The organism is Aeromonas sp. 25-248, from assembly GCF_053005425.1.
Genome location: NZ_JBRKTB010000021.1, coordinates 41,052 through 64,898, shown reverse-complemented (window position 1 = coordinate 64,898; position 23,847 = coordinate 41,052). Strand labels below are relative to the sequence as shown.

Annotated in this window: 22 protein-coding genes; 11 read left to right on the top strand and 11 right to left on the bottom strand. The window is 62.1% G+C overall.

Features of this window, described 5'->3' with window-relative positions; translation table 11 throughout:
- Window positions 1–71 precede the first annotated feature (71 nt).
- The 6 genes from ACVDHI_RS19925 to purH all read right to left on the bottom strand — a co-directional run bounded on the left by ACVDHI_RS19925 (window position 72) and on the right by purH (window position 7,709).
- A complete protein-coding gene (locus tag ACVDHI_RS19925; RefSeq protein WP_447212446.1) occupies window positions 72–425 on the bottom strand; it encodes a tetratricopeptide repeat protein in 354 nt (117 codons plus the stop codon).
- A gap of 147 nt (window positions 426–572) precedes the next feature.
- Complete coding sequence (locus tag ACVDHI_RS19920; RefSeq protein WP_447212445.1) at window positions 573–3,149, bottom strand: alpha amylase C-terminal domain-containing protein; 2,577 nt, start codon at window positions 3,147–3,149, stop codon at window positions 573–575.
- Window positions 3,150–3,405: 256 nt separating this feature from the next.
- Window positions 3,406–3,960: a cytochrome b/b6 domain-containing protein gene (locus ACVDHI_RS19915; RefSeq protein ID WP_039040824.1), complete on the bottom strand. Its 555-nt coding sequence runs from the start codon at window positions 3,958–3,960 to the stop codon at window positions 3,406–3,408.
- On the bottom strand, window positions 3,941–4,315 hold the full coding sequence (locus ACVDHI_RS19910; RefSeq protein WP_447212444.1) for a cytochrome b562: 375 nt from the start codon (window positions 4,313–4,315) through the stop codon (window positions 3,941–3,943). The genes ACVDHI_RS19915 and ACVDHI_RS19910 overlap by 20 nt, the downstream gene beginning before the upstream one ends.
- 407 nt (window positions 4,316–4,722) lie before the next feature.
- Window positions 4,723–6,012, bottom strand: coding sequence for a phosphoribosylamine--glycine ligase (gene purD, locus ACVDHI_RS19905; protein WP_447212443.1), 1,290 nt, complete (start codon window positions 6,010–6,012; stop codon window positions 4,723–4,725).
- Between the two features lie 104 nt (window positions 6,013–6,116).
- Window positions 6,117–7,709 carry a bifunctional phosphoribosylaminoimidazolecarboxamide formyltransferase/IMP cyclohydrolase gene (purH, locus tag ACVDHI_RS19900; RefSeq protein WP_447212442.1) on the bottom strand — a complete coding sequence of 531 codons (1,593 nt, stop codon included), beginning with the start codon at window positions 7,707–7,709 and terminating at the stop codon, window positions 6,117–6,119.
- Between the two features lie 432 nt (window positions 7,710–8,141).
- On the opposite strand from purH, the gene zntR reads away from it, so the two are divergent.
- The 3 genes from zntR (at window position 8,142) to ACVDHI_RS19885 (ending at window position 9,431) form a co-directional block, all read left to right on the top strand.
- Window positions 8,142–8,579: a Zn(2+)-responsive transcriptional regulator gene (gene zntR, locus ACVDHI_RS19895; RefSeq protein WP_041213891.1), complete on the top strand. Its 438-nt coding sequence runs from the start codon at window positions 8,142–8,144 to the stop codon at window positions 8,577–8,579.
- Window positions 8,569–9,105 carry a dihydrofolate reductase family protein gene (locus ACVDHI_RS19890; protein ID WP_103255197.1) on the top strand — a complete coding sequence of 179 codons (537 nt, stop codon included), beginning with the start codon at window positions 8,569–8,571 and terminating at the stop codon, window positions 9,103–9,105. The genes zntR and ACVDHI_RS19890 overlap by 11 nt, the downstream gene beginning before the upstream one ends.
- Before the next feature lie 107 nt (window positions 9,106–9,212).
- Window positions 9,213–9,431, top strand: coding sequence for an alternative ribosome-rescue factor A (locus ACVDHI_RS19885; protein ID WP_042016330.1), 219 nt, complete (start codon window positions 9,213–9,215; stop codon window positions 9,429–9,431).
- A gap of 116 nt (window positions 9,432–9,547) precedes the next feature.
- Here ACVDHI_RS19885 and hemW read toward each other — a convergent pair whose 3' ends face one another.
- Complete coding sequence (gene hemW / locus ACVDHI_RS19880; protein WP_447212441.1) at window positions 9,548–10,693, bottom strand: radical SAM family heme chaperone HemW; 1,146 nt, start codon at window positions 10,691–10,693, stop codon at window positions 9,548–9,550.
- A gap of 132 nt (window positions 10,694–10,825) precedes the next feature.
- Window positions 10,826–11,422 carry an RdgB/HAM1 family non-canonical purine NTP pyrophosphatase gene (gene rdgB / locus ACVDHI_RS19875; protein WP_010675605.1) on the bottom strand — a complete coding sequence of 199 codons (597 nt, stop codon included), beginning with the start codon at window positions 11,420–11,422 and terminating at the stop codon, window positions 10,826–10,828.
- A 234-nt stretch (window positions 11,423–11,656) separates the two neighbouring features.
- On the opposite strand from rdgB, the gene ACVDHI_RS19870 reads away from it, so the two are divergent.
- The 3 genes from ACVDHI_RS19870 (at window position 11,657) to ACVDHI_RS19860 (ending at window position 14,524) form a co-directional block, all read left to right on the top strand.
- Window positions 11,657–12,820: a multidrug effflux MFS transporter gene (locus ACVDHI_RS19870; protein ID WP_029314807.1), complete on the top strand. Its 1,164-nt coding sequence runs from the start codon at window positions 11,657–11,659 to the stop codon at window positions 12,818–12,820.
- Between the two features lie 102 nt (window positions 12,821–12,922).
- Window positions 12,923–13,972, top strand: coding sequence for an oxidoreductase (locus ACVDHI_RS19865; RefSeq protein WP_324051249.1), 1,050 nt, complete (start codon window positions 12,923–12,925; stop codon window positions 13,970–13,972).
- A gap of 306 nt (window positions 13,973–14,278) precedes the next feature.
- Complete coding sequence (locus tag ACVDHI_RS19860; protein ID WP_010675602.1) at window positions 14,279–14,524, top strand: hypothetical protein; 246 nt, start codon at window positions 14,279–14,281, stop codon at window positions 14,522–14,524.
- Window positions 14,525–14,604: 80 nt separating this feature from the next.
- Here the strand turns inward: ACVDHI_RS19860 and ACVDHI_RS19855 are convergent, their stop codons facing one another.
- Both ACVDHI_RS19855 and ACVDHI_RS19850 read right to left on the bottom strand, forming a co-directional pair.
- A complete protein-coding gene (locus ACVDHI_RS19855) occupies window positions 14,605–15,060 on the bottom strand; it encodes an NfeD family protein (RefSeq protein ID WP_042864965.1) in 456 nt (151 codons plus the stop codon).
- Window positions 15,057–15,980, bottom strand: coding sequence for an SPFH domain-containing protein (locus ACVDHI_RS19850; RefSeq protein WP_447212440.1), 924 nt, complete (start codon window positions 15,978–15,980; stop codon window positions 15,057–15,059). Before ACVDHI_RS19850 ends, ACVDHI_RS19855 begins: the two co-directional genes overlap by 4 nt.
- Before the next feature lie 197 nt (window positions 15,981–16,177).
- Here ACVDHI_RS19850 and cysG point away from each other — a divergent pair, with 197 nt between their 5' ends.
- The 5 genes from cysG (at window position 16,178) to cysC (ending at window position 22,794) form a co-directional block, all read left to right on the top strand.
- Window positions 16,178–17,602, top strand: a complete 1,425-nt coding sequence (gene cysG / locus ACVDHI_RS19845; protein WP_048208364.1) for a siroheme synthase CysG — start codon at window positions 16,178–16,180, stop codon at window positions 17,600–17,602.
- Between the two features lie 104 nt (window positions 17,603–17,706).
- A complete protein-coding gene (gene cysD / locus ACVDHI_RS19840; protein WP_316286522.1) occupies window positions 17,707–18,675 on the top strand; it encodes a sulfate adenylyltransferase subunit CysD in 969 nt (322 codons plus the stop codon).
- 24 nt (window positions 18,676–18,699) lie between these two features.
- Window positions 18,700–20,127 carry a sulfate adenylyltransferase subunit CysN gene (gene cysN / locus ACVDHI_RS19835; RefSeq protein ID WP_010675597.1) on the top strand — a complete coding sequence of 476 codons (1,428 nt, stop codon included), beginning with the start codon at window positions 18,700–18,702 and terminating at the stop codon, window positions 20,125–20,127.
- 4 nt (window positions 20,128–20,131) lie between these two features.
- Window positions 20,132–21,856: an SLC13 family permease gene (locus ACVDHI_RS19830; protein WP_010675596.1), complete on the top strand. Its 1,725-nt coding sequence runs from the start codon at window positions 20,132–20,134 to the stop codon at window positions 21,854–21,856.
- 344 nt (window positions 21,857–22,200) lie between these two features.
- Entirely contained in the window at window positions 22,201–22,794 is a 594-nt protein-coding gene (cysC, locus tag ACVDHI_RS19825) for an adenylyl-sulfate kinase (RefSeq protein WP_447212439.1), read from the top strand.
- Between the two features lie 206 nt (window positions 22,795–23,000).
- On the opposite strand, the gene ACVDHI_RS19820 is transcribed toward cysC, so the two are convergent.
- Entirely contained in the window at window positions 23,001–23,780 is a 780-nt protein-coding gene (locus ACVDHI_RS19820; RefSeq protein ID WP_082189146.1) for a hypothetical protein, read from the bottom strand.
- Window positions 23,781–23,847 lie beyond the last annotated feature (67 nt).

Here is a 23,847-nt window from a genome sequence, read left to right as displayed (position 1 = left end):
CTTGTCATTGAACACCTCAAATAATGGTGGCGACTGTACCACCTAAAACGGTGTCCGGGATGATTAGACCACTACAGCCCCAGGTTGTAGCAGGTCATGGCACGAAACACCTTGAACTCCACGGCATCGGGGAAGCGGGACAGGGCCTCGTCAAAGGTGGCCAGCGCCTCGGGATGACGGCCCGTGGTGCGATAGGAGCTGCCTAGTCCAAGCAGGGCCCCGCGCAGCGACGCCTCGCCAAGCCCCAGCGACACGGCCTTCTGATAGAGCGGAATGGCCTGGGCTTCTCGCCCCAGCATGTCGTGCAGTCCGGCCACTTCGTAATGCAGCTCGGCGTGGGCCGGGTGCGCGATGAGTTGCAGCAGACCGTGCTGACGGGCTTCCTCGAGCCGTCCCTCGGCCTTGAGGGTGTTCAACTGTTTCATATGTGCTCCTGCATGGGGATGAAGGATGAGTATGCCTGCCGGCAGGCTGGCGGGGAACGGGTCATGGGGCCATGAAAAAGGCCTCCCGCCGATGGCGGGAGACCTGGTTCGGCGCCGGGGCGCAATGGCCCTAGCGTGTGTCCAGCCTTACTGGGCGTTCAGGCTGTAGGCCAGGGTCTGGTCGTTGAAGCGCACCACATAGGCACCGACCACTGCCGTGGTGATGTCTGCCCCGGCCAGCTCGGCCACGCCATCCTTGTTGGTGTCGCCGTAGTTCTGGGTCCAGTCCCCCTTGACGTCGAACTTGAAGCGCTGGCCGCCGTTGCCATCACCGCTGCCGGTGAAGGTGACGCTGGCCTGCCAGAGGTGATCCCCGACCAGGGACATGGGGGTGGTGCCCCAGTTGTTGGTGGTGCCGCGAATGTTGAGGCTGGCGACATTCTTGGCATAGGTGACGCTCACCGGAGTCAGGCTGTATTGCAGGGTCTGATCGTTGAAACGTACCCGGTACTGGCCGATGACCGGGGTGAGGATGTCACTGCCGGTCAGTTCGGCCACGCCGTCCTTGTTGGTGTCGCCGTAGTTCTGGGTCCAGTCCCCCTTGACGTCGAACTTGAAGCGTTGGTTGGTCTGACCGTCGAAGGTGACCAGGGCTTCCCACTGATTGTCGGCGACCAGCGTCATGGCAAGGGAGCCCCAGGCGTTGGGGGTGCCGCGGAAGTTCAGGGTGGGCAATACGCTGGCGTAGGTGCCGTTGTCATCGGTGACGGTCACGGTGGCGCTGGCACTGGCGGTCAACCCTTCCGCATCGGTCACGGTGACCGTCACGGTATGGATACCCGGGGTATCGAACCGGACTGTCTCCGTGGCGGCGGTGCCCCCGCTGGACCAGCTGTAGCTCACCACGCCGCCGTCATCGCTGGAAGCGGAGGCGTCGAACACCACGCTCTCCCCCGCCTTGACGCTGAGGGTTTTGGGGGAGAGGGTAGCGACCGGTGCCTGGTTGCTGGTGAGGGGTGTGACCGTGTAGCGCAGATCGCTCTCGCTCAGGGTGATGCGGTAGGTGCCCGCCCCGCTGACCAGGATATCCTTGCTGCTGCCCTTGTCGGCGATGCCATCCCCTTCGTTGTCGCCGTAGTTCTCGGCCCAGTTGCCGAAGACGTCGAACTTGAAGCGCTGGGCACCGGTGGCGTCACCGTTGCCGGTCAGGGTGAGGGTGGCGGACCAGACACGGTTGGCATCGACGGTCATGGGGGTGTTGCCCCAGGCGTTGTGGGTGCCGCGCAGGTTCATGCTGCTGAACTTGTTGCCCGGCAGGACGGAACTGCCGCAGGGGCTGGCCTTGGTGCAACCGGCGATGATGGCGGCCGCCTTCATGCCGGGGACGTTCAGGCTGGCCTTGCCGCTGCCATCGACGGTGACATAGCCGCCGCTGCAGTAGTCATTGCCCCCCAGGAGGTTGCAGTACTCGCCGGCCGGCAGGCCGGTCTGCACCGAGACCACCAGGCTGCCGCTCTCGTTGTTGATGGCGACGAAGCCCTTGTCACCGCGGCTGAAGGCGATCTGGTTGTTGCCGTTGTCCCACCAGTTGCTGACGGGCTGGCCTTCGGTCCGGTTGTGGAACAGGGCCATGTTCATGATGGTCGGTCGGCGCTGTTCGCAGTTCCACTGGCTGTCCGTGCAGGGCGTGCTGCCCGGCGCCCCCTTGTCGGTTTCATAGGTGCCCATGTTTTCAAAGCGATAGCCCGACAGCACCTGCTTCCAGCCATAGGGCCAGGCCATCATGAAGGTGTTGGCCAGATCGTAGCGGGCACCGCTCATGAAGGTGAGCATGCCGCCACCGCCGTGGCCGCGTTCGCGGTCGTGGTTGACCACGAAGACGAAGGCCTTGTTGGAGGGGAGCAGGCCCCAGCTCTCGCCCAGGGTCTTGAGGTTCTTGATCTGGCCGTTGAAGTTGGCGGCGAGATCGGTGCCGTATTTGAAGTCGGTGACGGTGTCGATATAGGTGTAGCGGCCCGGCTGAATGTCGGGGGACTCCCCGCCTGCGCCGATCACCTCCAGGTAGGCCCTGGGGCTGCCCGCCTTGTCGAGGATGGCCTTCACATCGGCCGGCGCCATGTGCTTGGCCGCATCGATGCGAAAGCCCGCCACGCCCCAGCCGAGCAGGGTCTTCATGTAGGTGGCGATCTGATCCTGGACGTAGGATGAGCCGGTATTGAGGTCCGGCATGCCGTAGAGGGCGCCGTTCCAGACGTTGTTGCTGTCACCGTAGTTGGTGATGTCGCCGCTGTGATGGAAGTCGTTGTAGCCGAACTGGGGATATTGGTATTGCCCCGAGTTGTAGCTGCCGCCGCCGGTGGCGGTGCCCGAACCCGATGCCAGCTGGTTGAAGACGGCGTCGGCATAGACCTTGACCCCGGCCGCGTTGCAGCGGGCGATCATGCTTCTGAGCTCTGCCTCGCTACCACCGAAGCTGTTGAAATTCTTGAAGCTGACCGGTTGATAGACGGTCCACCAGACCTGGCTGCCCTGCTTGTGCTCGGCGGGCGGGGTGATCTGGACGCCACCGAACCCCTTGGGCCCGAGCACGGTCTCGCACTCGTTGGCGATGTCGTTGAACTTCCATTGGAACAGGTGAACCATGACTCCTTCGGCGCTGGCAGTGTGGCTGAAAGAGCCGAGTGCCGCCGCCAGCAGGGCGGTTCGAAACAGTGTGTTGTGCATGACGATTTTCCCTTCGATCTTGTTATTGACGTATCACTGTCGTGTAGTCGAACGGACAACAAACAACCTCGTTCAGCTCCGTAGCATTCATGAAATCGATGTGGTTGAAAATCGAACAAGCTGAATTAATTAAGAAATGTGAATGAAAATGCTTTCATGCCATTCGGTGGCAGCAGGAGGGGGCAGATCGGTGCGAGATCCCGTCAAGCAGGTAGCGAAGGGGATGAACAGGGGCCCCGCAGGGCCCCGTGAACGTTCAGACGTTGGGTTCCTGCTGCCCGGCACTGGCCCGGGCACGACGCCCTGGCAGCATGCGGGTGACCAGGTTGCTGCGCTGGCGCCAGGAGGTGTAGGCGATGGCGCACAGGTGCAGGGCGATCATGCCCTGGAGTGCCCAGGTGCACCATTCATGCCAGTCGTCCGCCCCCAGATCGAAGCCGGTCTCGGTGTTCTGGAACCAGCCGGTCCCTGCGGTGGCGAGTACCAGCAGCCAGAGTGCCCAGACCGCTAGCTTGCCGCTGCCGTGATGGCCAGGGGTGGGCGGGGTCCGTTCGCGCAGGGCGTCGGCCTGATGGCGAAAATCCTCCCGGCTCGGGATGAGGGCGCGCAGGCGGGCGTGGCCGCGAGCGAAGGTGAGCCCCCACAGCAGGCGTATGCCGATGAGCACCATGACGGCGTATCCCATCCGCTCGTGCCACTCCTCGCCCGCCTCGTTGAGCCAGAGGTTGCCGATACAGATGGCCGCCACACCCCAGTGGGTTAGGCGCACCAGAGGATCCCAGTGGAAGGGATCAGCCTTTCTGCTTGGCATATTTGTGGTACTCCTTCTTCAGGTCGTTGACCTTGGCCAGGTGCTCGCGCGCCTTGGCTTCGTCACCGGCCTGGAGGGCTGCCAGGCTGGCATCCAGTTCGGTCTGCACTTCGGTCATGCCTTCCAGGAACTTCTCCTTCTTGGCGTCGGGCATGTTCTTGCCCTTGGCGACGTCCAGCTGGGCCTTCATCTCCTTGATGTATTTCTCCATGGTGGCCGCGTCGTCGGCCTTGACGGCCTGCTTGTAGTTGAAGCCGATCTTCTTCATCGGCTGCTCCAGATCGCCGGCCATGGCAGGCAGGGCCATCAGGCCGAACATCAGGGGCAGCAGCAGGGGACGCACAGTTTTCAGCATGGGATTTCCTTATGAGACGACGAGATTGCAGGTTGTTATAGCACTCATTTGAGTGCGGTTTCACGCATCATGATGCCATGAAAGGGCGATCATTGTATGAAGAAAGTGCGACCAATTGTGACGAATTGTGCAGGGGATTGCTGTGGGAATGTAGCCGAAAGAGAACGGTCACCGGATCTCGCCTCCGGCAGGGGATACAAGGGCGCGCATCTGGCCCGGGAAGGGGCCCGCAGGCAGTGAATCATGCTGCCATTTTTTTATCACACATCGGTTTTTTAAAGTCAGGTGAGTCTTTCAGGTGTTTTTGTTTTTGAAAGCTACCACCCATGGACGATTCCACTGCCCGCACAGACGCCGTGCAACAAAAAAAGGGCCCGCAGGCCCTTTGAGTGATCGGGATCCGGCCCTTATTCGGCCTGCTCGCGCTCGATGGCACGCCAGCCGATGTCCTTGCGATAGAAGATGCCGTCCCACTGGATGCGACCAGCCAGGGCATAGGCCCGCTGCTGGGCTTCCTGCACCGTGTGGCCGAGGGCGGTGGCGCACAGCACGCGGCCACCCTGGGTCAGGCTGGTGTGTCCTTCCAGGCGGGTGCCTGCATGGAACACCTTCTCCCCTGCCACTTCGTCCACCGGCAGGCCGCTGATGGGGTGATTGCTGGCGTAGTCGCCGGGATAGCCACCCGCCGCCAGCACCACGCCGATGGCGGCACGGGGGTCATAGACGGCTTCCTTCTGATCCAGCTGGCCGGCACAGGCGGCGAGGCAGAGATCCACCAGATCGGACTGCATCCGCAGCATGATGGGCTGGGTTTCGGGGTCGCCGAAGCGGCAGTTGAACTCGATCACCTTGGGGTTGCCCTCGGCATCGATCATCAGGCCGGCGTAGAGGAAGCCGGTGTAGACGTTGCCCTCGGCCGCCATGCCGCGCACGGTCGGCATGATCACCTGTTCCATCACGCGCTGGTGCACTTCGTCGGTCACCACGGGCGCCGGGGAGTAAGCCCCCATGCCGCCGGTGTTAGGGCCGGTGTCGCCATCGAAGGCGCGCTTGTGATCCTGGCTGGTGGCCATGGGCAGCACGTGCTCGCCGTCCACCATGACGATGAAGCTCGCCTCTTCCCCGTCCAGGAACTCCTCGATCACCACCCGGGCGCCGGCATCGCCGAAGGCATTGCCGGAGAGCATGTCACGCACCGCCGCTTCCGCCTCGTCGAGGGTCATGGCGACGATCACCCCTTTGCCGGCGGCCAGACCGTCGGCCTTGATGACGATGGGGGCGCCCTTCTCGCGCAGATAGGCCAGCGCCGGCTCCACCTCGGTGAAGTTCTGGTAATCGGCGGTGGGGATGGCGTGGCGGGCCAGGAAGTCCTTGGTGAAGGCCTTGGAGCCTTCCAGCTGGGCGGCGGCGGCGGTCGGGCCGAAGATGGTCTGATCGGCGGCGCGGAAGGCATCGACCACCCCTTTCACCAGGGGGGCTTCCGGTCCGACGATGGTGAGGCCGATCTGGTTCGCCTTGGCGAAGGCCAGCAGGCCCTCAATGTCGGTGGCCTGGATGGCGACGTTCTCGATGCCCGGCTCAAGCTGGGTGCCCGCATTGCCCGGTGCCACGAAGACCTGGGTCACCAGGGGGGAGTGTTTGGCCTTCCAGGCCAGGGCGTGTTCACGGCCGCCGTTGCCAATGATCAGTACTTTCATCGTCTCGCTCGCTTCTGTCTGAGTTCACTGGCGCTGCGGTGGCACTGCCAGTGGAAAGGATCCGGTGCTAAAGAGGCAGGGCCGCCATCGGCGGCCCTGGGCTGTCAGTGACGGAAATGACGTATGTTGGTGAACACCATGCACATGCCGTGTTCGTTGGCGGCGTCGATCACCTCCTGGTCGCGCATCGAGCCACCTGGTTGGATGACGCAGGAGATGCCCGCGGCAGCGGCGGCATCGATGCCGTCGCGGAACGGGAAGAAGGCGTCGGAGGCCATGACGGAGCCCGCCACGGTCAGCCCTTCATCCTCGGCCTTGATGCCGGCGATCTTGGCAGAGTAGACGCGGCTCATCTGGCCGGCTCCCACGCCGATGGTCTGGCCGTTCTTGGCGTAGACGATGGCGTTGGATTTGACGAACTTGGCGACCTTCCAGCAGAACAGCAGATCCTGCAACTCGGCCTCGGTGGGCTGACGCTGGCTGACCACGGTCAAATCCCCGAGCGTCACCATGCCCAGATCGCGCTCCTGCACCAGCAGGCCGCCGTTGACGCGCTTGAAGTCAAAGCCTTGCGCCGGGGCAGTCCACTGGCCGCACTCCAACAGGCGCACGTTCTGCTTGGCGGCGACCGCCTCGCGGGCTGCCTGGCTGATGCTGGGGGCGATGATCACTTCCACGAACTGGCGGGCGACGATGGCCGCGGCGGTCTCGCCGTCCAGTTCGCGGTTGAAGGCGATGATGCCGCCAAAGGCCGAGGTGGGGTCGGTCTGGTAGGCGCGATCGTAGGCTGCCAGCAGGTCGTCACCGATGGCGACGCCGCAGGGGTTGGCATGCTTGACGATGACGCAGGCCGGTTCGCTGAACTCCTTCACGCACTCCAGTGCCGCATCGGTGTCGGCAATGTTGTTGTAGGAGAGGGCCTTGCCCTGCAGCTGGATGGCGCTTGCCACCGAGCCCGGCGCGGCCTGCTCTTCGGCGTAGAAGGCGGCAGCCTGGTGGCTGTTCTCGCCATAGCGCATGTCCTGCTTCTTGATGAACTGGCTGTTGAAGGTGCGGGGGAAGCGGGACTCTTCATCGCCTTCCTTGTTTTCGCCGTAGGAGGGCACCAGGGTGCCGAAGTAGTTGGCGATCATGCCGTCGTAGGCGGCGGTGTGCTCGAAGGCGGCGATGGCCAGATCGAAGCGGGTGGATAGGGTCAGGCTGTTGCCGTTGCCATCCATCTCGGCGATGACGCGGTCATAGTCGGAGGCCTTGACGACGATGGTGACGTCCTTGTGGTTCTTGGCAGCGGAGCGGACCATGGTCGGGCCGCCGATGTCGATGTTCTCGACGGCGTCTTCCAGGGTGCAACCGGCTTTGGCCACGGTGGCGGCGAAGGGATAGAGGTTGACGACGACCATGTCGATGGGGGAGATAGCGTGCTCGGCCATGATGGCGTCATCCCGGTCGCGACGGCCGAGAATGCCGCCGTGTACCTTGGGATGCAGGGTCTTGACCCGGCCGTCCATCATCTCGGGGAATCCGGTGTAGTCGGACACCTCGGTCACCGGCAGGCCCGCATCGGCCAGCAGCTTGGCGGTACCACCGGTGGAGAGCAGGGCCACACCACGCGCGTCGAGTGCCTTGGCAAATTCCAGGATGCCAGTCTTGTCAGACACACTCAGCAGTGCACGGCGAATGGGTCGAGCTTGTTCCATCACACTATCGTCCTCAGCATAACGGGGACCGTTCCATGGGAGGCGAGGCTCAACACACAGAGAGTCCCCAAATAAATGGAAGTGGGGGATTTCGCAAACCACTCTCGCCCGGGGCGGCCGTTGGCAAAAGCGTTTTAGGAAATGCCCGCTTGACGCGACGCTCTCTTGTGGGCGCGTATTCTACACAAAAAATGTGACCTGTGGTGGATTTTTTAAAGAGACAAACCCTTGTGGGATGCGGCGTTAAACGTTTTCTGGTGAATTTTTGTGAAACGTTTGTCTTTTCAGTGTTTTGGGGATAAATGGCCGGCAAGTGGGGGGTTAGCTGCTGCTTTCCTGCCTTTGACTGGCAATCGCCGGGCAAAGAGGTGATAGTGGAGGCCGGTTTATATTGAGTACCATATCGGGAATGTCATGCGGGGGGAGAGGACCATGTATCGGATCGGTGAACTGGCCAAGGCGTGCGGGGTGAAGGCCGACACCCTGCGCTTTTACGAGAAGAACGGCCTCATCTCGCCGGGCATTCGCAACGAATCCGGTTATCGCCTCTACGGGGAGCAGGACAGGCGGCGGCTGGAGTTCATCATCCGCGCCAAGTCGGTGGGCTTTTCCCTCGCGGACATCGGCGAGCTGCTCACCCTGGACACCAACAAGGCCAAGGTCACCTGCCAGGAGGTGAAGGCGGTGGCCGACACCAAGCTCGAACAGGTGGAGCAGAAGCTCCTGGAGCTGACCCGTTTTCGCGAGAACCTGAAGGCCCTCTCCGACATCTGCTGCGGCGGCCCGCGTTCGGCGGAGCACTGCGCCATCCTCGAGACCCTGGAGTCCGGCGCCCCTTCCCGCCACGAGCACCACGACCATGAGCACTGAGCTGCGTCGGCCCCGGGTCTCCGCCTTTCTCGCCCTCTCCCTCGACGGTTTCATCGCCGGGGAGGGGGGCGATCTGGCATGGCTGGCCCCCTATGGTGGCGACGGGCCGGAGGAGACCGGCTACAGCGCCCTGATGGCGAGCGCGGACACCCTGCTGATGGGGCGCAACACCTACGATATCGTGAGCGCCTTTCCCGAGTGGCCCTACGGGGACAAGCCGCTGGTGGTACTGACCCACAGGCCCGCCGACCCCCGTCCTCGAGTCGCGTTCAGGCAGGGGGCGCTGGCGCAGGTGCTGGACGAGTTGTGGCAGGGGGGAAGCCGTCACCTCTATCTGGATGGCGGAGAGCTGGTGAGGCAGGGTCTGCAGGGGGCCCTGGTGGACGAGCTGACCCTGTTCTGGGTACCGGTCACCCTGGGGGGCGGGATCCCGCTCTTTGCAGGATCCCTGCCCGGCGCGCTGAGACCGGTGTCGAGCGCCGTGCTGCCAAGCGGCCTGGTGCGGGTTATCTATCACCCCGCCTGACAGCTTGCACGGGGGAGGCAAGAGGTGCACAATCGGCGCGTTTTTCGCCATCTGCCCTTCCAGACAGGGACGACAGGCAAACACGACAACCCCATCAAGGAGCCCATATGGCCAAGAAGAAGGTGACCTGTGTCACCGCCGAACCCGCCTGCGAACATCAGCGCGGCATCATTCAGGACAACCACCTCAAGGCACTGGTGACCTCCCCCCTGTTCCAGGCCCGGGTCGAGCCGAGCAAGAAGGGCAAGGGCAGCTATCAGCGCAAGGCCAAGCACGGCAAGCGGTGGGAGCCCGGCCAACAGCAGATGGTAAGCGTCTGCTGCTGAGCGGGTTCCTGCCGCAAGGCATCAGTTAAAACAATCAGGGCGCCAATGGCGCCCTGATTGTTGTTCTATTCGCTGGTGCTGACTTGCGGTCTTGACGCAAGAGAGTGAACCCGTGCTCACTCGTCCATAAAGAGTTCGAGCAGCACGTTGAGGTAGCGATGCCCGAGGGACGTGAGCTGCCAGCTGTCGCCAAGATCCTCGATCAGCTCCTTGGTCCGGGCGATGGCGAGCATGGTCTCTACCCGCTCCAGCGGTAGCCCCGTGAAGGCCTCGAACTCCGCCTTGGGGGCGGGTTCAAACAATCTGAACCGATTCATGAAGTACTCGAGCGGCAGATCGTCCGCGCTCACCTGCCATTGGCTGTCCAGATAGGGGCGGCTCGGATCCAGATAACCTTTCGGATGCTTCACCTTGGCGGTGCGCAGGATCTGCTGGTTGGCAAGATCCGTCACCTTGCCGTGGGCGCCGCAGCCGATCCCCAGATAGTCGCCAAAGCGCCAGTAGTTGAGGTTATGGCGGCACTGATACCCCTCTTTGGCATAGGCCGAGATCTCGTACTGCTGATAGCCCTGGGCGGTCAGCATGGCGTGGCCCTGCTCGTAGATGTCCCACAGGGTGTCATCTTCCGGCAACGTGGGGGGCTTGGAGGCGAATGCCGTGTTCGGCTCTATGGTGAGCTGATACCAGGAGAGGTGCGGCGGCGCGCAGTCGATGGCCTGCTGCAGGTCGTAGAGCGCATCGTCCAGGCTCTGATCCGGCAGGCCGTGCATCAGATCCAGGTTGAAAGTGGGAAGCGCGATGGCGTGGGCCAGTTCGGCGGCCTTGCGCGCCTCCTCGGGGCCGTGGATGCGGCCGAGCCGGGTCAATTTCTCCTGCTGGAAGCTCTGTACCCCGATGGAGATGCGGTTGATACCGGCCCGCTGGAAGCCGGCGAACTTGTCCGCCTCCACCGTGCCCGGGTTGGCCTCCATGGTGATCTCGCAGTCCGGGGTCAGTGCGATGCGTGCGCGCACCCCGTCCAGCAGCACCTGCATGGCGTCGACGGAGAGCAGGCTCGGCGTGCCGCCACCGATAAAGATGGAGGAGAGGGGGCGCCCCTGGGCCCAGTGCAGATCCTGCTCCAGATCCTCCAGCAGGGCCGCCACGTACTCGAGGTGGGGCAGTTCCCCCTTCTGGGCGTGGGAGTTGAAGTCGCAGTAGGGGCACTTCTGGACGCACCAGGGCACGTGGATATAGAGGGAGAGGGGCGGCAGTTGCAGCATGGGATTTCCAGTATTCAACAATCAAAAGGGGTCGGGTGGCCCTGGTTGTCGGTGACAACGGGCGGGGCGCCGCGAACGAAACGGGGGCCGACGGCCCCCATTGTAGATGACAACGCGGCGGGAGACAGCGCTTTAGTTGACCGCCGCCAGGGCCGCTTTGAGCTTGGCCAGCGCCTGGCCACGGTGGCTGAGCTGGTTCTTGAGCTCCGCCGGCATCTGGGCCGAGGTGCAGTCGTGATCGGGGACGAAGAACACCGGGTCGTAGCCAAAGCCGTGCTGGCCGCGGGGTTCGTCGATGATCATCCCTTCCCAGCTGGCCTGGCAGATAATGGGGGTGGGATCGTCGGCGTGGCGCATGTAGACCAGCACGCACCAGAAGCGGGCGCTTTTCAGGTAATCCGGCGCGCCCTTGAGCTCGGCCAGCAGCTTGTCGATGTTCTCCTTGTCGCTGGCACCGGCACCGGCAAAACGGGCGGAGTAGACGCCGGGGCGGCCGTGCAGCAGATCCACTTCCAGACCGGAGTCGTCGGCCACGGCGGGCAGGCCGGTGACGCGGGCGGCGTGGCGGGCCTTGATGATGGCATTCTCGACGAAGGTGGTGCCGGTCTCGTCGGCATCGGAGACTGCAAACTCGCTCTGCGGGATCACCTGGATCTTCATATCGGCCAGCATGGCGGCCAATTCCTTCACCTTTTTCTGGTTCCCTGTTGCCAGGACAAGCTTGTTCATCACACACCTCCGCAAAAATAATCTGCGCATTCTATGCGGGGGAGGGGTTTAGTAAAAGCGCCAATTGCCCGGGATCCGGTGCCAACGGGGGATCCTGGTTCCACCCCCTGAGAGGTAGAAGAGATACATGTTTCCAGTGGGGAATAACCGAAGTGATTAAATACCATTTCAATTCATTACTCTGAGTCAGTAGACTCGCGGCCCAATCGATATTCCTAGGGCTTGAGGTGACTGATGCCATTGATTCTTTTGCTTGTACTCCTGGTGTTGTTCAGCCCGCTGGCCATCGACATCTATCTGCCTGCCATCCCCCAGATGGCCGAGCAGCTGGGGGCCGAAGTGACCCTGATGCAGGGCACCATCACCTGGTTCCTGTTCAGCATGGGGCTGGGGCAACTGCTGGTGGGGCCGCTCGCCGATCGCTACGGGCGCAAACCCATTGCCCTTGGCGGTGTGTTGCTCTACGGCCTGAGCGCCCTGGCAGCCGGCTTTGCCGCCAGCCTGGGCGAGCTGATGCTGGCGCGGGTGCTGCAAGGCTTCGGGGCCTGCGCCACCTCGGTGGCCGCCTTCTCGGTGGTCCGTGACAGCTATGGCCCCAAGAAGAGCGGTCAGATGATCTCCTATCTGAACGGTGCCATCTGCTTTATCCCCGCACTGGCGCCCCTGCTGGGTGGCTGGCTCACCGCCAAGGCGGGCTGGTCGGCGAACTTCTGGTTCATGGCCGGTTACGCCGTCGTGGTTGGCAGCTGGCTGCTGTGGCGGATGCCGGAAACCCGCCCTGAGGAGACCAGCAGTGCTGGCCCGCTCATCAGCTGGTCCCGCTACAGCCCGGTGCTGCGCTCCCCGAGCTTCCTGTTCAATGCGGCGCTGTGCATGCTGGCGATGGCGGTGATCCTCGCCTACGTGACGGCGGCGCCGGTACAACTGATGGTGACCCTGGGGCTGGACATGAGTGGCTTCAGCTACTGGTTCACCGCCAATGCGGCCCTCAACATCCTGGCCTGCTTCCTGGCCCCGCGCTTCATCGCCCGGGTAGGGCCAAGACGGACCCTGCGCATCGGCCTGCTGGTGGTGCTGCTCTCCGCCATCACCCTGACCCTGGCCATGCACATCCCGCACCCGCTGGCCATGATGGGCCCGGTGTTCCTCTCCAGCATCGGCTTTGCGATGATCCTGGGCGCCGCCGCGGGTATGGCGCTGGCCCCCTTCGGCCACTGCGCCGGCACTGCGGCCGCCCTGCTCGGCCTGTTCCAGATGAGCGGCTCCGGCGCCCTGGTGGGGATCACCGGTTGGTTGATGCCGGATCCCCTGAGCCAGCTGGCCCTGCACATGTGGCTGCTGCTGCCCCCGCTGGTGATGCTGATGACCCGCCAGGGCCGGCGCTTGTGTTTGCAATAAATCCTGTGCTCTGATGAGCACACTCAGGGGGCCTTGAGCCCCCTTCTCTTTTTCAGGCGACCCGCCTGCCTCGCATGATCACAGACCCGTGGAGAAAACCGGATGAGCCACACAATCAACGCCGCCCTGGTGGGATACGGCTTCGCAGGACAGACCTTTCACGCCCCCTTCCTGGCCACGACCCCGGGCCTGACCCTGCGCTGGGTGGTGAGCCGGGATGCCGCCAAGGTACAGGCCGCGTTGCCCGGCACCCGGGTCGGCACCCTGGAGCAGGTGCTGGCCGATGACAGCCTCGATCTGGTGGTGATCGCCACCCCCAACGACACCCACGCCCCCATCGCTCGCGAGGCCCTGCTGGCGGGCAAGCACGTGGTGATCGACAAGCCGTTCGCCCTGGATCTGGCCGAAGCGAAGGCGCTGGTCGAGTTGGCGGAGAAGCAGCAGCGGCTGCTCAGCATCTTCCACAACCGACGCTGGGACGGGGATTTCCTCACGGTGCGCCGTCTGCTGGCGGAGGGGGCGCTGGGGCAAGTCGCCCAGTTCGAATCCCACTTCGACCGTTATCGCCCCGAGGTGCGCCAGCGCTGGCGCGAGGCGGGCGGCCCGGGCTCCGGTCTCTGGTTCGATCTCGGCCCTCATATCCTGGATCAGTCGCTCCAGCTGTTCGGTCAGCCGGACTGGTTGCAGGCGGATCTGGGCAAGCAGCGCCCCGGGGCCCTGGCGGACGACTACTTCCACGTGGTGCTGGGTTATGGCGAGATGCGGGTCATTCTGCACGGCAGTTGTCTGGTGTCGGCCGTGATGCCCCGCTTCGTGGTGCACGGCAGTCAGGGCTCCTTCATCAAGTTCGGCATGGACGTGCAGGAGGAGCAGCTCAAGGTGGGCAAGCGGCCTCCGGCGGCGGACTGGGGCGTGGATCCCGCCCCCGGCCAGCTCAGCCAGATCCGGGACGGTCAGCTCGTGCAGCAGACCGTGGCTGGCGAGGCGGGGGACTACGGCGCCTACTATCGCGGCGTCTGCGCCGCCATCCGGGGAGAGGGGGAGAACCCGGTGCCGGCCGACGAGGCCCTGGCGGTGATGGCCTTGCTGGACCTGGCCCGGGAGAGCGACCAGCAGGGGCGGCGCCTGCCTTGTCAGAAGCTGTCTGACTGACGGCGTTATCCGGCAGCGCTGAGAGCCTGACAGAAAGACAATGGCTGACTGGCAATCGTCAGGTAATTGGCGATTTGTTGTGCGAATTTGGTGATGAATGGGTGTTTTATATTAATATTTGTCGTTGCAGCAGTGTTTCTTATCATGCCAACGAGAAAATATCATTGTGATACGCGTTTTCATCGGTCGCATATGGGGATATATTTCGCGCGCCTTCGGGCTCCAGCGGCCGGTGTGCCGACAGGAGCCGGGGCGTACAGCGATGGTCCCTGCACCATCTCTCCATCTTTTTTTGAGGGTATGCACATGAACAAAGTACTGGTAGCCGGTATCCTGGGTCTGATGTTGACCGCCTGTGGTCAGAAAGAAGAAGCTGCCGCTCCGGCTGCGACCCCGGCCGCAGACGTTGCTGCCACTGTCGAGAAAGCCGCTAGCGAAGCGTCTGCTACCGTCGAGAAGGCTGCTTCCGAAGCTTCCGCTACTGTCGAGAAGGCTGCCGCTGACGTGGCCACCAAGGCTGAAGCTGCCGTGAGCGATGCCAAGGCCAACTAAGCCAGCACCTCATTGAAAAACGGGCCCGGCGCACTCGCGCCGGGCCCGTTTTTTTATGGCCATGGCGGGGCGTTGCCCGGTCAGTCGAGGGGTTCCACCAGCAGGATGTGGGAGTCGGCCCCCACCACCTTGACCCGGCTGCCGGCCGGCAGCGGCGCGTTGCAGCGCACCGTCCATACGGTGTCGTCCAGATGCACCCGGCTCATCCCCTGGCTGACCTCGTCCAGCAGGGTCAGCTCGCGGCCCATGTAGCTTTGCATCCGCTCGTTGATGGGAGCGGCGGCATCCAGCCCGGAGCGATCCCGGCGATGCTGCCAGCGCCACCAGGCCCAGGTGGTGAGCAGGGATTGCAGGGCGAAGAGCAGCAACTGCGCCTGCCAGCCGAAGGGCCAGACCAGCAGCAGGAGTCCCACCTCCAGGGCGGCGATGCCGGTCCAGAGCAGGAAGCCCACCGACCCCATCACCTCGATGGCCAGCAGCACGAAACCGAGTCCCAGCCAGTGCCAGTGGGTCAGCCCCTCGAACAGGGCTGTCATGATTTGCCCGCCTTGCCGTCTTTGTTGAACAGCTCGGCCATGCCCGCCACCGAGCCTATCAGGCTGCCCGCTTCCAGGGGCATCATGATGATCTTGCTGTTGGGGCCTTCACCGATGCGGGCCAGGGCCTCGGTGTATTTCTGGGCCACGAAGTAGTTGATGGCCTGCATGTCGCCCTCGGCGATCGCCTGGGAGACCATGTGGGTCGCCTTGGCTTCCGCCTCGGCGGCCCGCTCCCGCGCTTCAGCGGCGAGGAAGGCGGCCTGACGTTCACCCTCGGCTTTCAGGATCTGGGACTGCTTCTCCCCCTCGGCCTTCAAGATCTTGGACTGGCGCACCCCTTCGGCCTCCAGCACCTCGGCCCGCTTCTGGCGCTCGGCCTTCATCTGGGCGTTCATGGCTTCCACCAGGGCGAGGGGCGGGCGCACATCCTTGATCTCGATCCGGGTCACCTTGATGCCCCAGGGGGCGGTGGCGGCATCCATGGTGCGCAGCAGCTTCTCGTTGATGGTGTCGCGCTGGGAGAGCATTTCGTCCAGCTCCATGGCGCCGAGCACGGTCCGCATGTTGGTCATGGTGAGATTGCGGATGGCACTGGTGAGATCATTGACCTCGTAGCCCGCCTTGCGGGCATCCACCACCTGCACGAAGCTGATGGCGTCGATGGTGACGTTGGCGTTGTCCCGGGAGATCACCTCCTGGGGCGGAATGTCCAGCACCTGCTCCATCATGATGATCTTGTGGCCGATGCGGTCGATGTAGGGGATCAGCAGGTTGAGGCCCGGGGAGAGGGTGCGGGTGTAGCGGCCGAAGCGCTCCACGGTCCAGTTGTACCCCTGGGGCACTATCTTGATGCCGGCACTCAGGGTGGCGAGTACCAGGAATATGAAGATCCCCAATACAATCAATGACTCATTCATGATTAAGCTCCTTATGAAACACTTTCACTAGCCTAGGGTCTGGTGCCATCCACCACAAGCAGATTCGCTTCTCTATTGCCGCCACACGGCTTTACTAATTACCAAAACGCATTAAAGAGCATTTTTTATTATTTTGAGGGATAAGCGCTCCTGCCTATAGTCGCCCCAGATGTCGCGATGCCGAGGAGCGGGCCCTGATGGATTATTTACCTATGTTTGCCAGGTTGGAAGGCCGCCCGGTACTGCTGGTGGGCGGGGGCGAGGTTGCCCTGCGCAAGGCGCGCCTGCTGCTGGCGGCAGGTGCCCGGATCACCCTGGTCTCTCCCGCGCTCGAGCCCGAGTTCCATGAATTTGCCGGTCGCTTCACCCATGTGGCGGCGCGTTTCGACCCGGCTCACCTGGCAGGGCAGATCCTGGTGGTGGCCGCGACCGACGATCTCGAGGTCAACGCCCTGGTCTACCAGAGCGCCACCGAGCGCGGTCTGTTCGTCAACCTGGTGGATGACCCCGAGCGCTCCAGCTTTATCTTCCCCTCCATCATCGATCGCAGCCCCATCGTGGTGGCCGTCTCCAGCGGCGGCAAGGCCCCCGTGCTGGTGCGTCTGTTGCGCGAGCGGCTCGAGAGCCTGCTGCCCCGCCACCTCGGCGGTCTGGCGGAGCTCTCCGGCCGGGTGCGCCGCCGGGCCAAGCAGGTGCTGGCCTCCCTCTCCGATCGCCGCCGCTTCTGGGAGCGCGCCTTTGCCTCCAACACCCTGGCCGGTCTGATTGAGAAAGCCGATTGGCAAGGGGCCGAGCAGTGGCTGAACGAGGGACTGGACAAAGCCCGTACCGAAGTGGGGGAAGTGGTGCTGGTGGGGGCGGGCCCGGGGGATCCTGGCCTCTTGACCCTCAAGGCGCTGCAACAGATCCAGCAGGCCGAAGTGGTGCTCTATGACCAGCTGGTCTCCCCCGAGATCCTGGACCTGGTGCGCCGCGACGCCACCCTGGTGTCGGTCGGCAAGAAGGCAGGGGCCCACAGCGTGCCCCAGGAAGAGACCAATCGCCTCTTGGTGGAATACGCCAAAGCGGGCAACCGGGTGGTGCGCCTCAAAGGGGGCGATCCCTTCATGTTCGGCCGTGGCGGCGAAGAGCTGGAAGTGCTGGCAGAGGAGGGCATTCCCTTCTCGGTAGTGCCCGGCATCACCGCCGCCGCCGGTGCCACCGCCTATGCGGGCATTCCGCTCACCCACCGCGACCATGCCCAGAGCGCCGTCTTCATCACCGGCCACTGCCAGAAGGAGGGCAAGGAGCCCGACTGGCAGCAGCTTGCGGCCACCAACCAGACCCTGGTCATCTACATGGGGCTGATGCGCTCCGAGCATATCCAGCAGCAACTGGTGAGCCATGGCCGACGCGCCGCCACCCCCATCGCCATCATCGAGCGGGGCACCACCGCCCGCCAGCGGGTGCTGACCGGCACCTTGGCGGATCTGGCCGAACTGGCCCAGCAGGCGGTGAGCCCCTCCCTTATCGTCATCGGTGAAGTGGTGGCCCTGCGCCAGCAACTCGCCTGGTTTGGCGAGCAGGGGCAAGGGCAGGAGGCAGAAAGCGGCCACGAGCTCAAGCTGGTGAGCCTGGCCTGAGAGGCGAGACCCGAATCGATTTGACGGTGCGGCCAAGGCGGCACCGAACTGAACCAACACCGCGCCCCGAGCAGGTGCGATAGCAATGAACCGAGGACCCAGACATGGACCGTGAAAGACTGACCCAACTGCAGCCATCCGATGCACAGAGCATCCGTGCAGGTGTCACCCGCGAGCGACTGACTCACCTGCAGCAACTGGAAGCCGAGAGCATCCATATCATCCGCGAGGTGGCCGCCGAATTTGAAAACCCGGTGATGATGTACTCCATCGGCAAGGACTCCTCCGTCATGCTGCACCTGGCCCGCAAGGCCTTCTACCCGGGCAAGATCCCCTTCCCCCTGCTGCACGTGGACACCAACTGGAAGTTCAAGGAGATGATCAAGTTCCGGGACGAGACCGCCAAAAAGTTCGGGCTGGATCTCATCGTCCACAAGAACCCGGACGGTCTGGCCATGGACATCAACCCCTTCGTGCACGGCAGCAGCAAGCACACCGACATCATGAAGACCGAGGGGCTCAAGCAGGCGCTCAACAAATACGGCTTCGATGCCGCCTTCGGTGGTGCCCGTCGCGACGAGGAGAAATCCCGCGCCAAGGAGCGCGTCTACTCCTTCCGTGACAAGTCCCACCGCTGGGATCCGAAGAACCAGCGCCCGGAGCTGTGGCGCGTCTACAACAGCCAGGTCAACAAGGGGGAGAGCATCCGTGTCTTCCCGCTCTCCAACTGGACCGAGCTGGACATCTGGCAATACATCTATCTCGAGAACATCGACATAGTCCCGCTCTACTTCGCGGCCATGCGCCCCGTGGTGGATCGCGGCGGCATCAAGATCATGGTGGATGACGAGCGCATGCCCATCGGCCCGGAAGACGAAGTGAAGCAGGAGCTGGTGCGCTTCCGTACCCTCGGCTGCTACCCGCTGACCGGGGCTATCGAATCCAATGCCACCACCCTGCCGGAGATCATCGAAGAGATGCTGATCACCACCTCGAGCGAGCGGCAAGGGCGGCTCATCGACCACGATCAGGCCGGCTCCATGGAGCAGAAGAAGCGTCAGGGCTATTTCTAAAAAAATGTTCTAAGGAATCGCAACATGAACAACCACATTCAGACCGCCATCAGCGAACAGGGCATTGAAGCCTACCTGCACGCCCAGCAGCACAAGAGCCTGCTGCGTTTTCTCACCTGCGGCAGCGTGGACGACGGCAAGAGCACCCTCATCGGCCGCCTGCTGCACGACTCCCAGCAGATCTATGAAGATCAGCTCAAAGCGCTGGAGTCCGACAGCCAGAAGCTCGGCACCACCGGCGAGAAGCTGGATCTGGCCCTGCTGGTGGACGGCCTGCAGGCGGAGCGCGAGCAGGGCATCACCATCGACGTGGCCTACCGCTATTTCTCCACCGCCAAACGCAAATTCATCATCTCGGATACCCCGGGCCATGAGCAGTACACCCGCAACATGGCCACCGGCGCCTCCACCTGCGATCTGGCCATCATCCTGATCGACGCCCGCAAGGGGGTGCTGGATCAGACCCGCCGCCACAGCTTTATCGCGAGCCTGCTTGGCATCAAGCAGTTCGTGGTGGCAGTGAACAAGATGGACCTGGTGGAGTTCAGCCAGGAGGTGTTCGATCGCATCAGCTTGGAGTACCGCGAGTTCGCCAAGAAGCTCAGCGTCGACACCATCCACATCGTGCCGGTCTCGGCCCTGGACGGCGACAACGTGGTGAACCCGAGCGACAAGCTGGCCTGGTATCAGGGCGAGACCCTGCTCTCCTTGCTGGAGTCCGCCGAAGTGGAGCGCGAGCTGGAGCGTCACCCGGTGCGCCTGCCGGTGCAGTACGTGAACCGCCCCAACCTCGATTTTCGCGGCTTCGCGGGGACGCTCGCCTCCGGCATCCTGCGGGTGGGCGACAAGCTTGCCGTGCTGCCGTCCGGCAAAGAGAGCACGGTGACCCGCATCGTCACCTTCGACGGGGATCTGGAGTACGCCCTGCCGGGTCAGGCCATCACGGTCACCTTCGCGGACGAAATCGACATCAGCCGGGGCGACCTGCTGGTGGATGCGGCGAAAAAGCCCCAGGTGACCCAGAACGTGCTGGCTCACATCGTCTGGATGGGGGAAGAGTCCCTGCAACCGGGCCGGGTCTATGACGTCAAGCTGGCCACCAAGAAGAGTCGTGGCCAGGTGGAGGCCATCCGCCACCGCATCGAGATCAACAAGCTCGACGAGCTGCCCGCCTCCGAGCTCAAGCTCAACGAGATCGGGCTGTGCGAATTCAGCCTGACCGACCCGGTGGCGTTCGACCCCTACAAGGAGATCCGCGACACCGGCAGCTTCATCCTCATCGACCGGCTGACCAACGTCACCGTGGGTGCCGGCATGATAGTGGAAGGGCTGGCGGCCAAGGTGATGGCAGGGCAATACAGCGAGTTCGAAGTGGAACTCAACGCCCTGGTGCGCAAGCACTTCCCCCACTGGCAGGCGCTGACCATCAGCAACGATTCCGGCAAGGAGTAAGCCCATGACCTGGCAACAATCCCTGGTGCTGGGTCTGCTGGCTGCCCTCGTCGCCCTGCTGATCCAGGGCAAACTCCGGCCGGCGCTGCTCTTCTCGGGCGCCGTGCTCATCACCTACCTGAGCGGCCTGGCGGACATCAACGCCGTGGTGGCGGGCTACACCAACAGCGCTCTGCTGACTCTGGTGTTGCTGCTGCTGGTGTCGCTCGCGGTGGAGAAGACCCGGGTCATGAGCTGGTTTGCCAACCTGGTGGGCACCGGCTCCTTCAACAAGGTGCTGGTGAAGGTGTGGTTTTCCACCGCCTTCCTGTCGGCGTTCGTCAACAACACCGCCGTGGTGGCGTCCATGCTGGGGGCGGTCAAGCGCAACCCCAACCATGCGCCCTCCCGGCTGCTGTTGCCCATGTGCTTCGCGGCGACCTTTGGCGGCGTGCTGACCCTGATCGGCACCTCCACCAACCTCATCGTCAACAGCTTCCTCATCAAGATGGGGGCCAAGCCGCTTGGCATGTTCGACTTCTTCATGGTGGGGGCGGGGACCCTGCTGACCGGCCTCATCGCCGTGCTGCTGTTTGCCCGCCACCTGCCGGAGCAGGACACCGAGATGAGCCGGGAATCCGGCTATTTTCTCGAAGCCAAGGTGGGCCCCGGCTCCCCCATGGCCGGGCGCAGCGTCAAGGAGAACGGCCTGCGCAGCCTGAAAAGCCTCTATCTCGCCGAGATCATCCGGGGCAACCAGGTGATCTGCCCGGTGCAGCCGGAACACGAGCTGCACGAGGGGGACATGCTGCTGTTTTGTGGCGACGTGGAGAGCGTCGGCGTGTTGCAGGAGCTCAAAGGGCTGGATCTCTACGGCCAGCACCGCCTCAACGGCCAGCACCTGGTGGAGGTGATCGTCAGCCACAGCTCGCGCTTGGTGGGTCAGACCATCAAGGATGCGGAGTTTCGTACCCACTTCGATGCGGTGGTGCTGGCGGTGCGCCGGGGCGAGACCCAGCTCACCGGCGGCCTCGGCCAGATTGAATTGCACGCAGGGGATACCCTGCTGCTGGCCCCCGGCCCCAAGTTTGCGGGCAACAAGTCCCTCTCCCGGGAGTTCGTGGTAGTGAGCGGGCTGGAGGCCTCCACCCGGCTCGATGCCACGCGCAGCGCCGCCGTGGTGGCGGGGTTCCTCGGGGTGCTGACCCTGTCGGTGCTCGATCTGGTGCCGCTCTTCAAGGGGCTGCTGGTGATGCTGGTGGTGCTGCTCTTCTCCCGCATCCTGACCCTGGACGAGATCCGCCGCCGCTTTCCCCTGGATATCTGGCTGGTGGTGGGCGGGGCGCTCGCCATCGCCGATCAGCTGGAGAAGAGCGGCCTGGCCAAGCTCATCGCCGACTGGCTGATGGGGGAGTTCAACGGGGCCAGTCCCTTTATCGCCTTCGTGGGGATCTATCTGTTTACCCTGGTGCTGACGGAGTTGATGAGCAACAACGCGGCGGCGGCGCTGGCCTTCCCCATGGGATTCCAGCTGGCGCTCAGCATGGACGTCTCCACCATGCCGTTCATTCTGGCGGTGCTGTTCGGGGCGAGTTCCAGCTTTATCCTGCCCTACGGCTACCAGACCAACCTGATGGTCTATGCGGCGGGCAACTACAAGATGCCGGATTATCTCAAGCTGGCCCTACCGGTCTCCCTGGCCTACAGCCTCGGGGTGATCGTCATGGTGCCCCTGCTGTTTCCGTTTTAAGGTCTGATACCGGGGGATGTGTTAAGGGCTGCTTATGTTAACGCAGCTTTTATCAAGTCTGCTTATGATGCAGGGGAGTGCCAGGGCACTGGCATCCAGGCGTGAGCGCCAATCAGGGGGTGTTGCATGCGCAATCTCAGGGCATCAGCACCTTGCCGCCTCATCGCGAGGCGGCTCCCCGCGGTAGCGGACAGTGTCAGTATTGAGGCGTGAGCGCCAATCAAGGAGTGTTGGATGAGCAATGCCATGGCATCAGCACGTTGTCGGCTGATAGTCCGAGGCGGCTCCCTGTGGTGCCGGACAGTTTAAGTTTTGAGGCGTGAGCGCCAATCAAGGAGTGTTGGATGAGCAATATCGTGTGGCATCAGCATGCCGTCGACAAACAGAGCCGGGCCGAGCAGAAGGGGCAAAAGCCGCTGGTGATCTGGTTTACCGGGCTCTCCGGGGCGGGCAAGTCCACCCTGGCGGGGGCGCTGGAGCAGGCGCTGGCCGCCTCGGGCAAGCACACCTATCTGCTGGATGGGGACAATGTGCGCCACGGTCTGTGTGGCGATCTGGGCTTCGATGACGCCGCCCGCCAGGAGAATATCCGCCGGGTCGGCGAAGTGGCAAAACTCATGGTGGATGCGGGCCTTATCGTGCTCACCGCCTTTATCTCGCCGTTCCGTGCCGAGCGGCAACTGGTGCGCAATCTCGTGGGTGAAGGGGAATTTGTCGAGGTCTTTGTCGATGCGCCGCTCGCCATCTGTGAAGAGCGCGACCCCAAGGGACTCTACAAGAAGGCGCGGGCAGGTGAGATCCGTAACTTCACTGGTATCGACTCTGCCTATGAGGCCCCCGAGCAGCCGGAAATCCACCTGCTTAACGCCGGCAAGCCGGTGGATGCGCTGGTGGAGGAGCTGTTGACCGCTCTAAGGCTGCGGGGGCTGATTGACTAAGGTCGGTTGTCAGTGTCGAATATTGATAAATAAGGGGGCGTTTGCCCTCTTGTTTATTGTCTTCTAACTATTTCCTTTGTTGTCAGTAGCTAACGGGTTAATAGGACATGTAGTATGGTGCTCAAAGGTGAATTTCCCTCTGACTTTTACTTTTAATAGCCGTATATAGTACTGTCAATTTTCAAATTTGTTATAAAACTATTCTTCTATGAGAAGACCTTTTTATGATGTGTGATATATTTTTGTAGTTCGGGAGTGACATCATATTTAGTTACTTTTAAAAAACAAGATATAGAACGAGCAAAGAAGAAGTTTGCAACTCTTAACCAAATTGAAACCATGTTTCTATTGCCTTCTGAATTATTATAAATTTCATTTAAACCACTGAGCCAAAGGGTCGGTGGAATTGAATGCACGAGTGTTGATAAGTCAGCAATAATACCAGAGACGAAGTCGGCATGTTCCTCACAAGAATTTTTTAACCTTTCCATTCTAGTGTTATAGAAAACACCTTCACCATTTTTCAGTTTATCAAGTCGGTGAGAATAACAGGGAGATGATTTGATTTTTTTCCAATACTGTTCTTTTGAGTAAGGATAAAATTTTTCGGCTCTTTCATTATCTATCGATTTTTGGATTTTGCTAATGCGGCCTGATATATACATGCCCAAAATGTTACGGTGAAGGCTCAATCTTTCAGGTGTATCTGCATTACTCATCATGTCTAAAACATCATGAGTATCAATGATATTTCTTACTAAAGATGCAATTGAACGTTTATCTAATATTTCATTTGTATCATCTGCAGAAGGCAATAGCTTTATTAATGATACTGAGGTTGCTTGCAATGTAGTCGTCAAAAATATAGTTGGCCAATCAAAAAATTCTTCATCTTCATATGCTTTGTGAGCTCTATTTATGTATTGTTCGAACAAGGTAATACCATATGCAAGAGTACCTGCTTGTGATGAAAATAAATCAGACATAAACATTCCCTTGTTTTATAAATTAGCTTTATGCAGTAGCACGTAGTGCCGCCAGAGGTTAAAACAC

Bases quoted from the DNA above. Each gene is read 5' to 3' on its own strand.
- ACVDHI_RS19925 (WP_447212446.1), bottom strand. From the start codon at position 425: ATGAAACAGTTGAACACCCTCAAGGCCGAGGGACGGCTCGAGGAAGCC.
- ACVDHI_RS19920 (WP_447212445.1), bottom strand. From the start codon at position 3,149: ATGCACAACACACTGTTTCGAACCGCCCTGCTGGCGGCGGCACTCGGC.
- ACVDHI_RS19915 (WP_039040824.1), bottom strand. From the start codon at position 3,960: ATGCCAAGCAGAAAGGCTGATCCCTTCCACTGGGATCCTCTGGTGCGC.
- ACVDHI_RS19910 (WP_447212444.1), bottom strand. From the start codon at position 4,315: ATGCTGAAAACTGTGCGTCCCCTGCTGCTGCCCCTGATGTTCGGCCTG.
- purD (WP_447212443.1), bottom strand. From the start codon at position 6,012: ATGAAAGTACTGATCATTGGCAACGGCGGCCGTGAACACGCCCTGGCC.
- purH (WP_447212442.1), bottom strand. From the start codon at position 7,709: ATGGAACAAGCTCGACCCATTCGCCGTGCACTGCTGAGTGTGTCTGAC.
- zntR (WP_041213891.1), top strand. From the start codon at position 8,142: ATGTATCGGATCGGTGAACTGGCCAAGGCGTGCGGGGTGAAGGCCGAC.
- ACVDHI_RS19890 (WP_103255197.1), top strand. From the start codon at position 8,569: ATGAGCACTGAGCTGCGTCGGCCCCGGGTCTCCGCCTTTCTCGCCCTC.
- ACVDHI_RS19885 (WP_042016330.1), top strand. From the start codon at position 9,213: ATGGCCAAGAAGAAGGTGACCTGTGTCACCGCCGAACCCGCCTGCGAA.
- hemW (WP_447212441.1), bottom strand. From the start codon at position 10,693: ATGCTGCAACTGCCGCCCCTCTCCCTCTATATCCACGTGCCCTGGTGC.
- rdgB (WP_010675605.1), bottom strand. From the start codon at position 11,422: ATGAACAAGCTTGTCCTGGCAACAGGGAACCAGAAAAAGGTGAAGGAA.
- ACVDHI_RS19870 (WP_029314807.1), top strand. From the start codon at position 11,657: ATGCCATTGATTCTTTTGCTTGTACTCCTGGTGTTGTTCAGCCCGCTG.
- ACVDHI_RS19865 (WP_324051249.1), top strand. From the start codon at position 12,923: ATGAGCCACACAATCAACGCCGCCCTGGTGGGATACGGCTTCGCAGGA.
- ACVDHI_RS19860 (WP_010675602.1), top strand. From the start codon at position 14,279: ATGAACAAAGTACTGGTAGCCGGTATCCTGGGTCTGATGTTGACCGCC.
- ACVDHI_RS19855 (WP_042864965.1), bottom strand. From the start codon at position 15,060: ATGACAGCCCTGTTCGAGGGGCTGACCCACTGGCACTGGCTGGGACTC.
- ACVDHI_RS19850 (WP_447212440.1), bottom strand. From the start codon at position 15,980: ATGAATGAGTCATTGATTGTATTGGGGATCTTCATATTCCTGGTACTC.
- cysG (WP_048208364.1), top strand. From the start codon at position 16,178: ATGGATTATTTACCTATGTTTGCCAGGTTGGAAGGCCGCCCGGTACTG.
- cysD (WP_316286522.1), top strand. From the start codon at position 17,707: ATGGACCGTGAAAGACTGACCCAACTGCAGCCATCCGATGCACAGAGC.
- cysN (WP_010675597.1), top strand. From the start codon at position 18,700: ATGAACAACCACATTCAGACCGCCATCAGCGAACAGGGCATTGAAGCC.
- ACVDHI_RS19830 (WP_010675596.1), top strand. From the start codon at position 20,132: ATGACCTGGCAACAATCCCTGGTGCTGGGTCTGCTGGCTGCCCTCGTC.
- cysC (WP_447212439.1), top strand. From the start codon at position 22,201: ATGAGCAATATCGTGTGGCATCAGCATGCCGTCGACAAACAGAGCCGG.
- ACVDHI_RS19820 (WP_082189146.1), bottom strand. From the start codon at position 23,780: ATGTCTGATTTATTTTCATCACAAGCAGGTACTCTTGCATATGGTATT.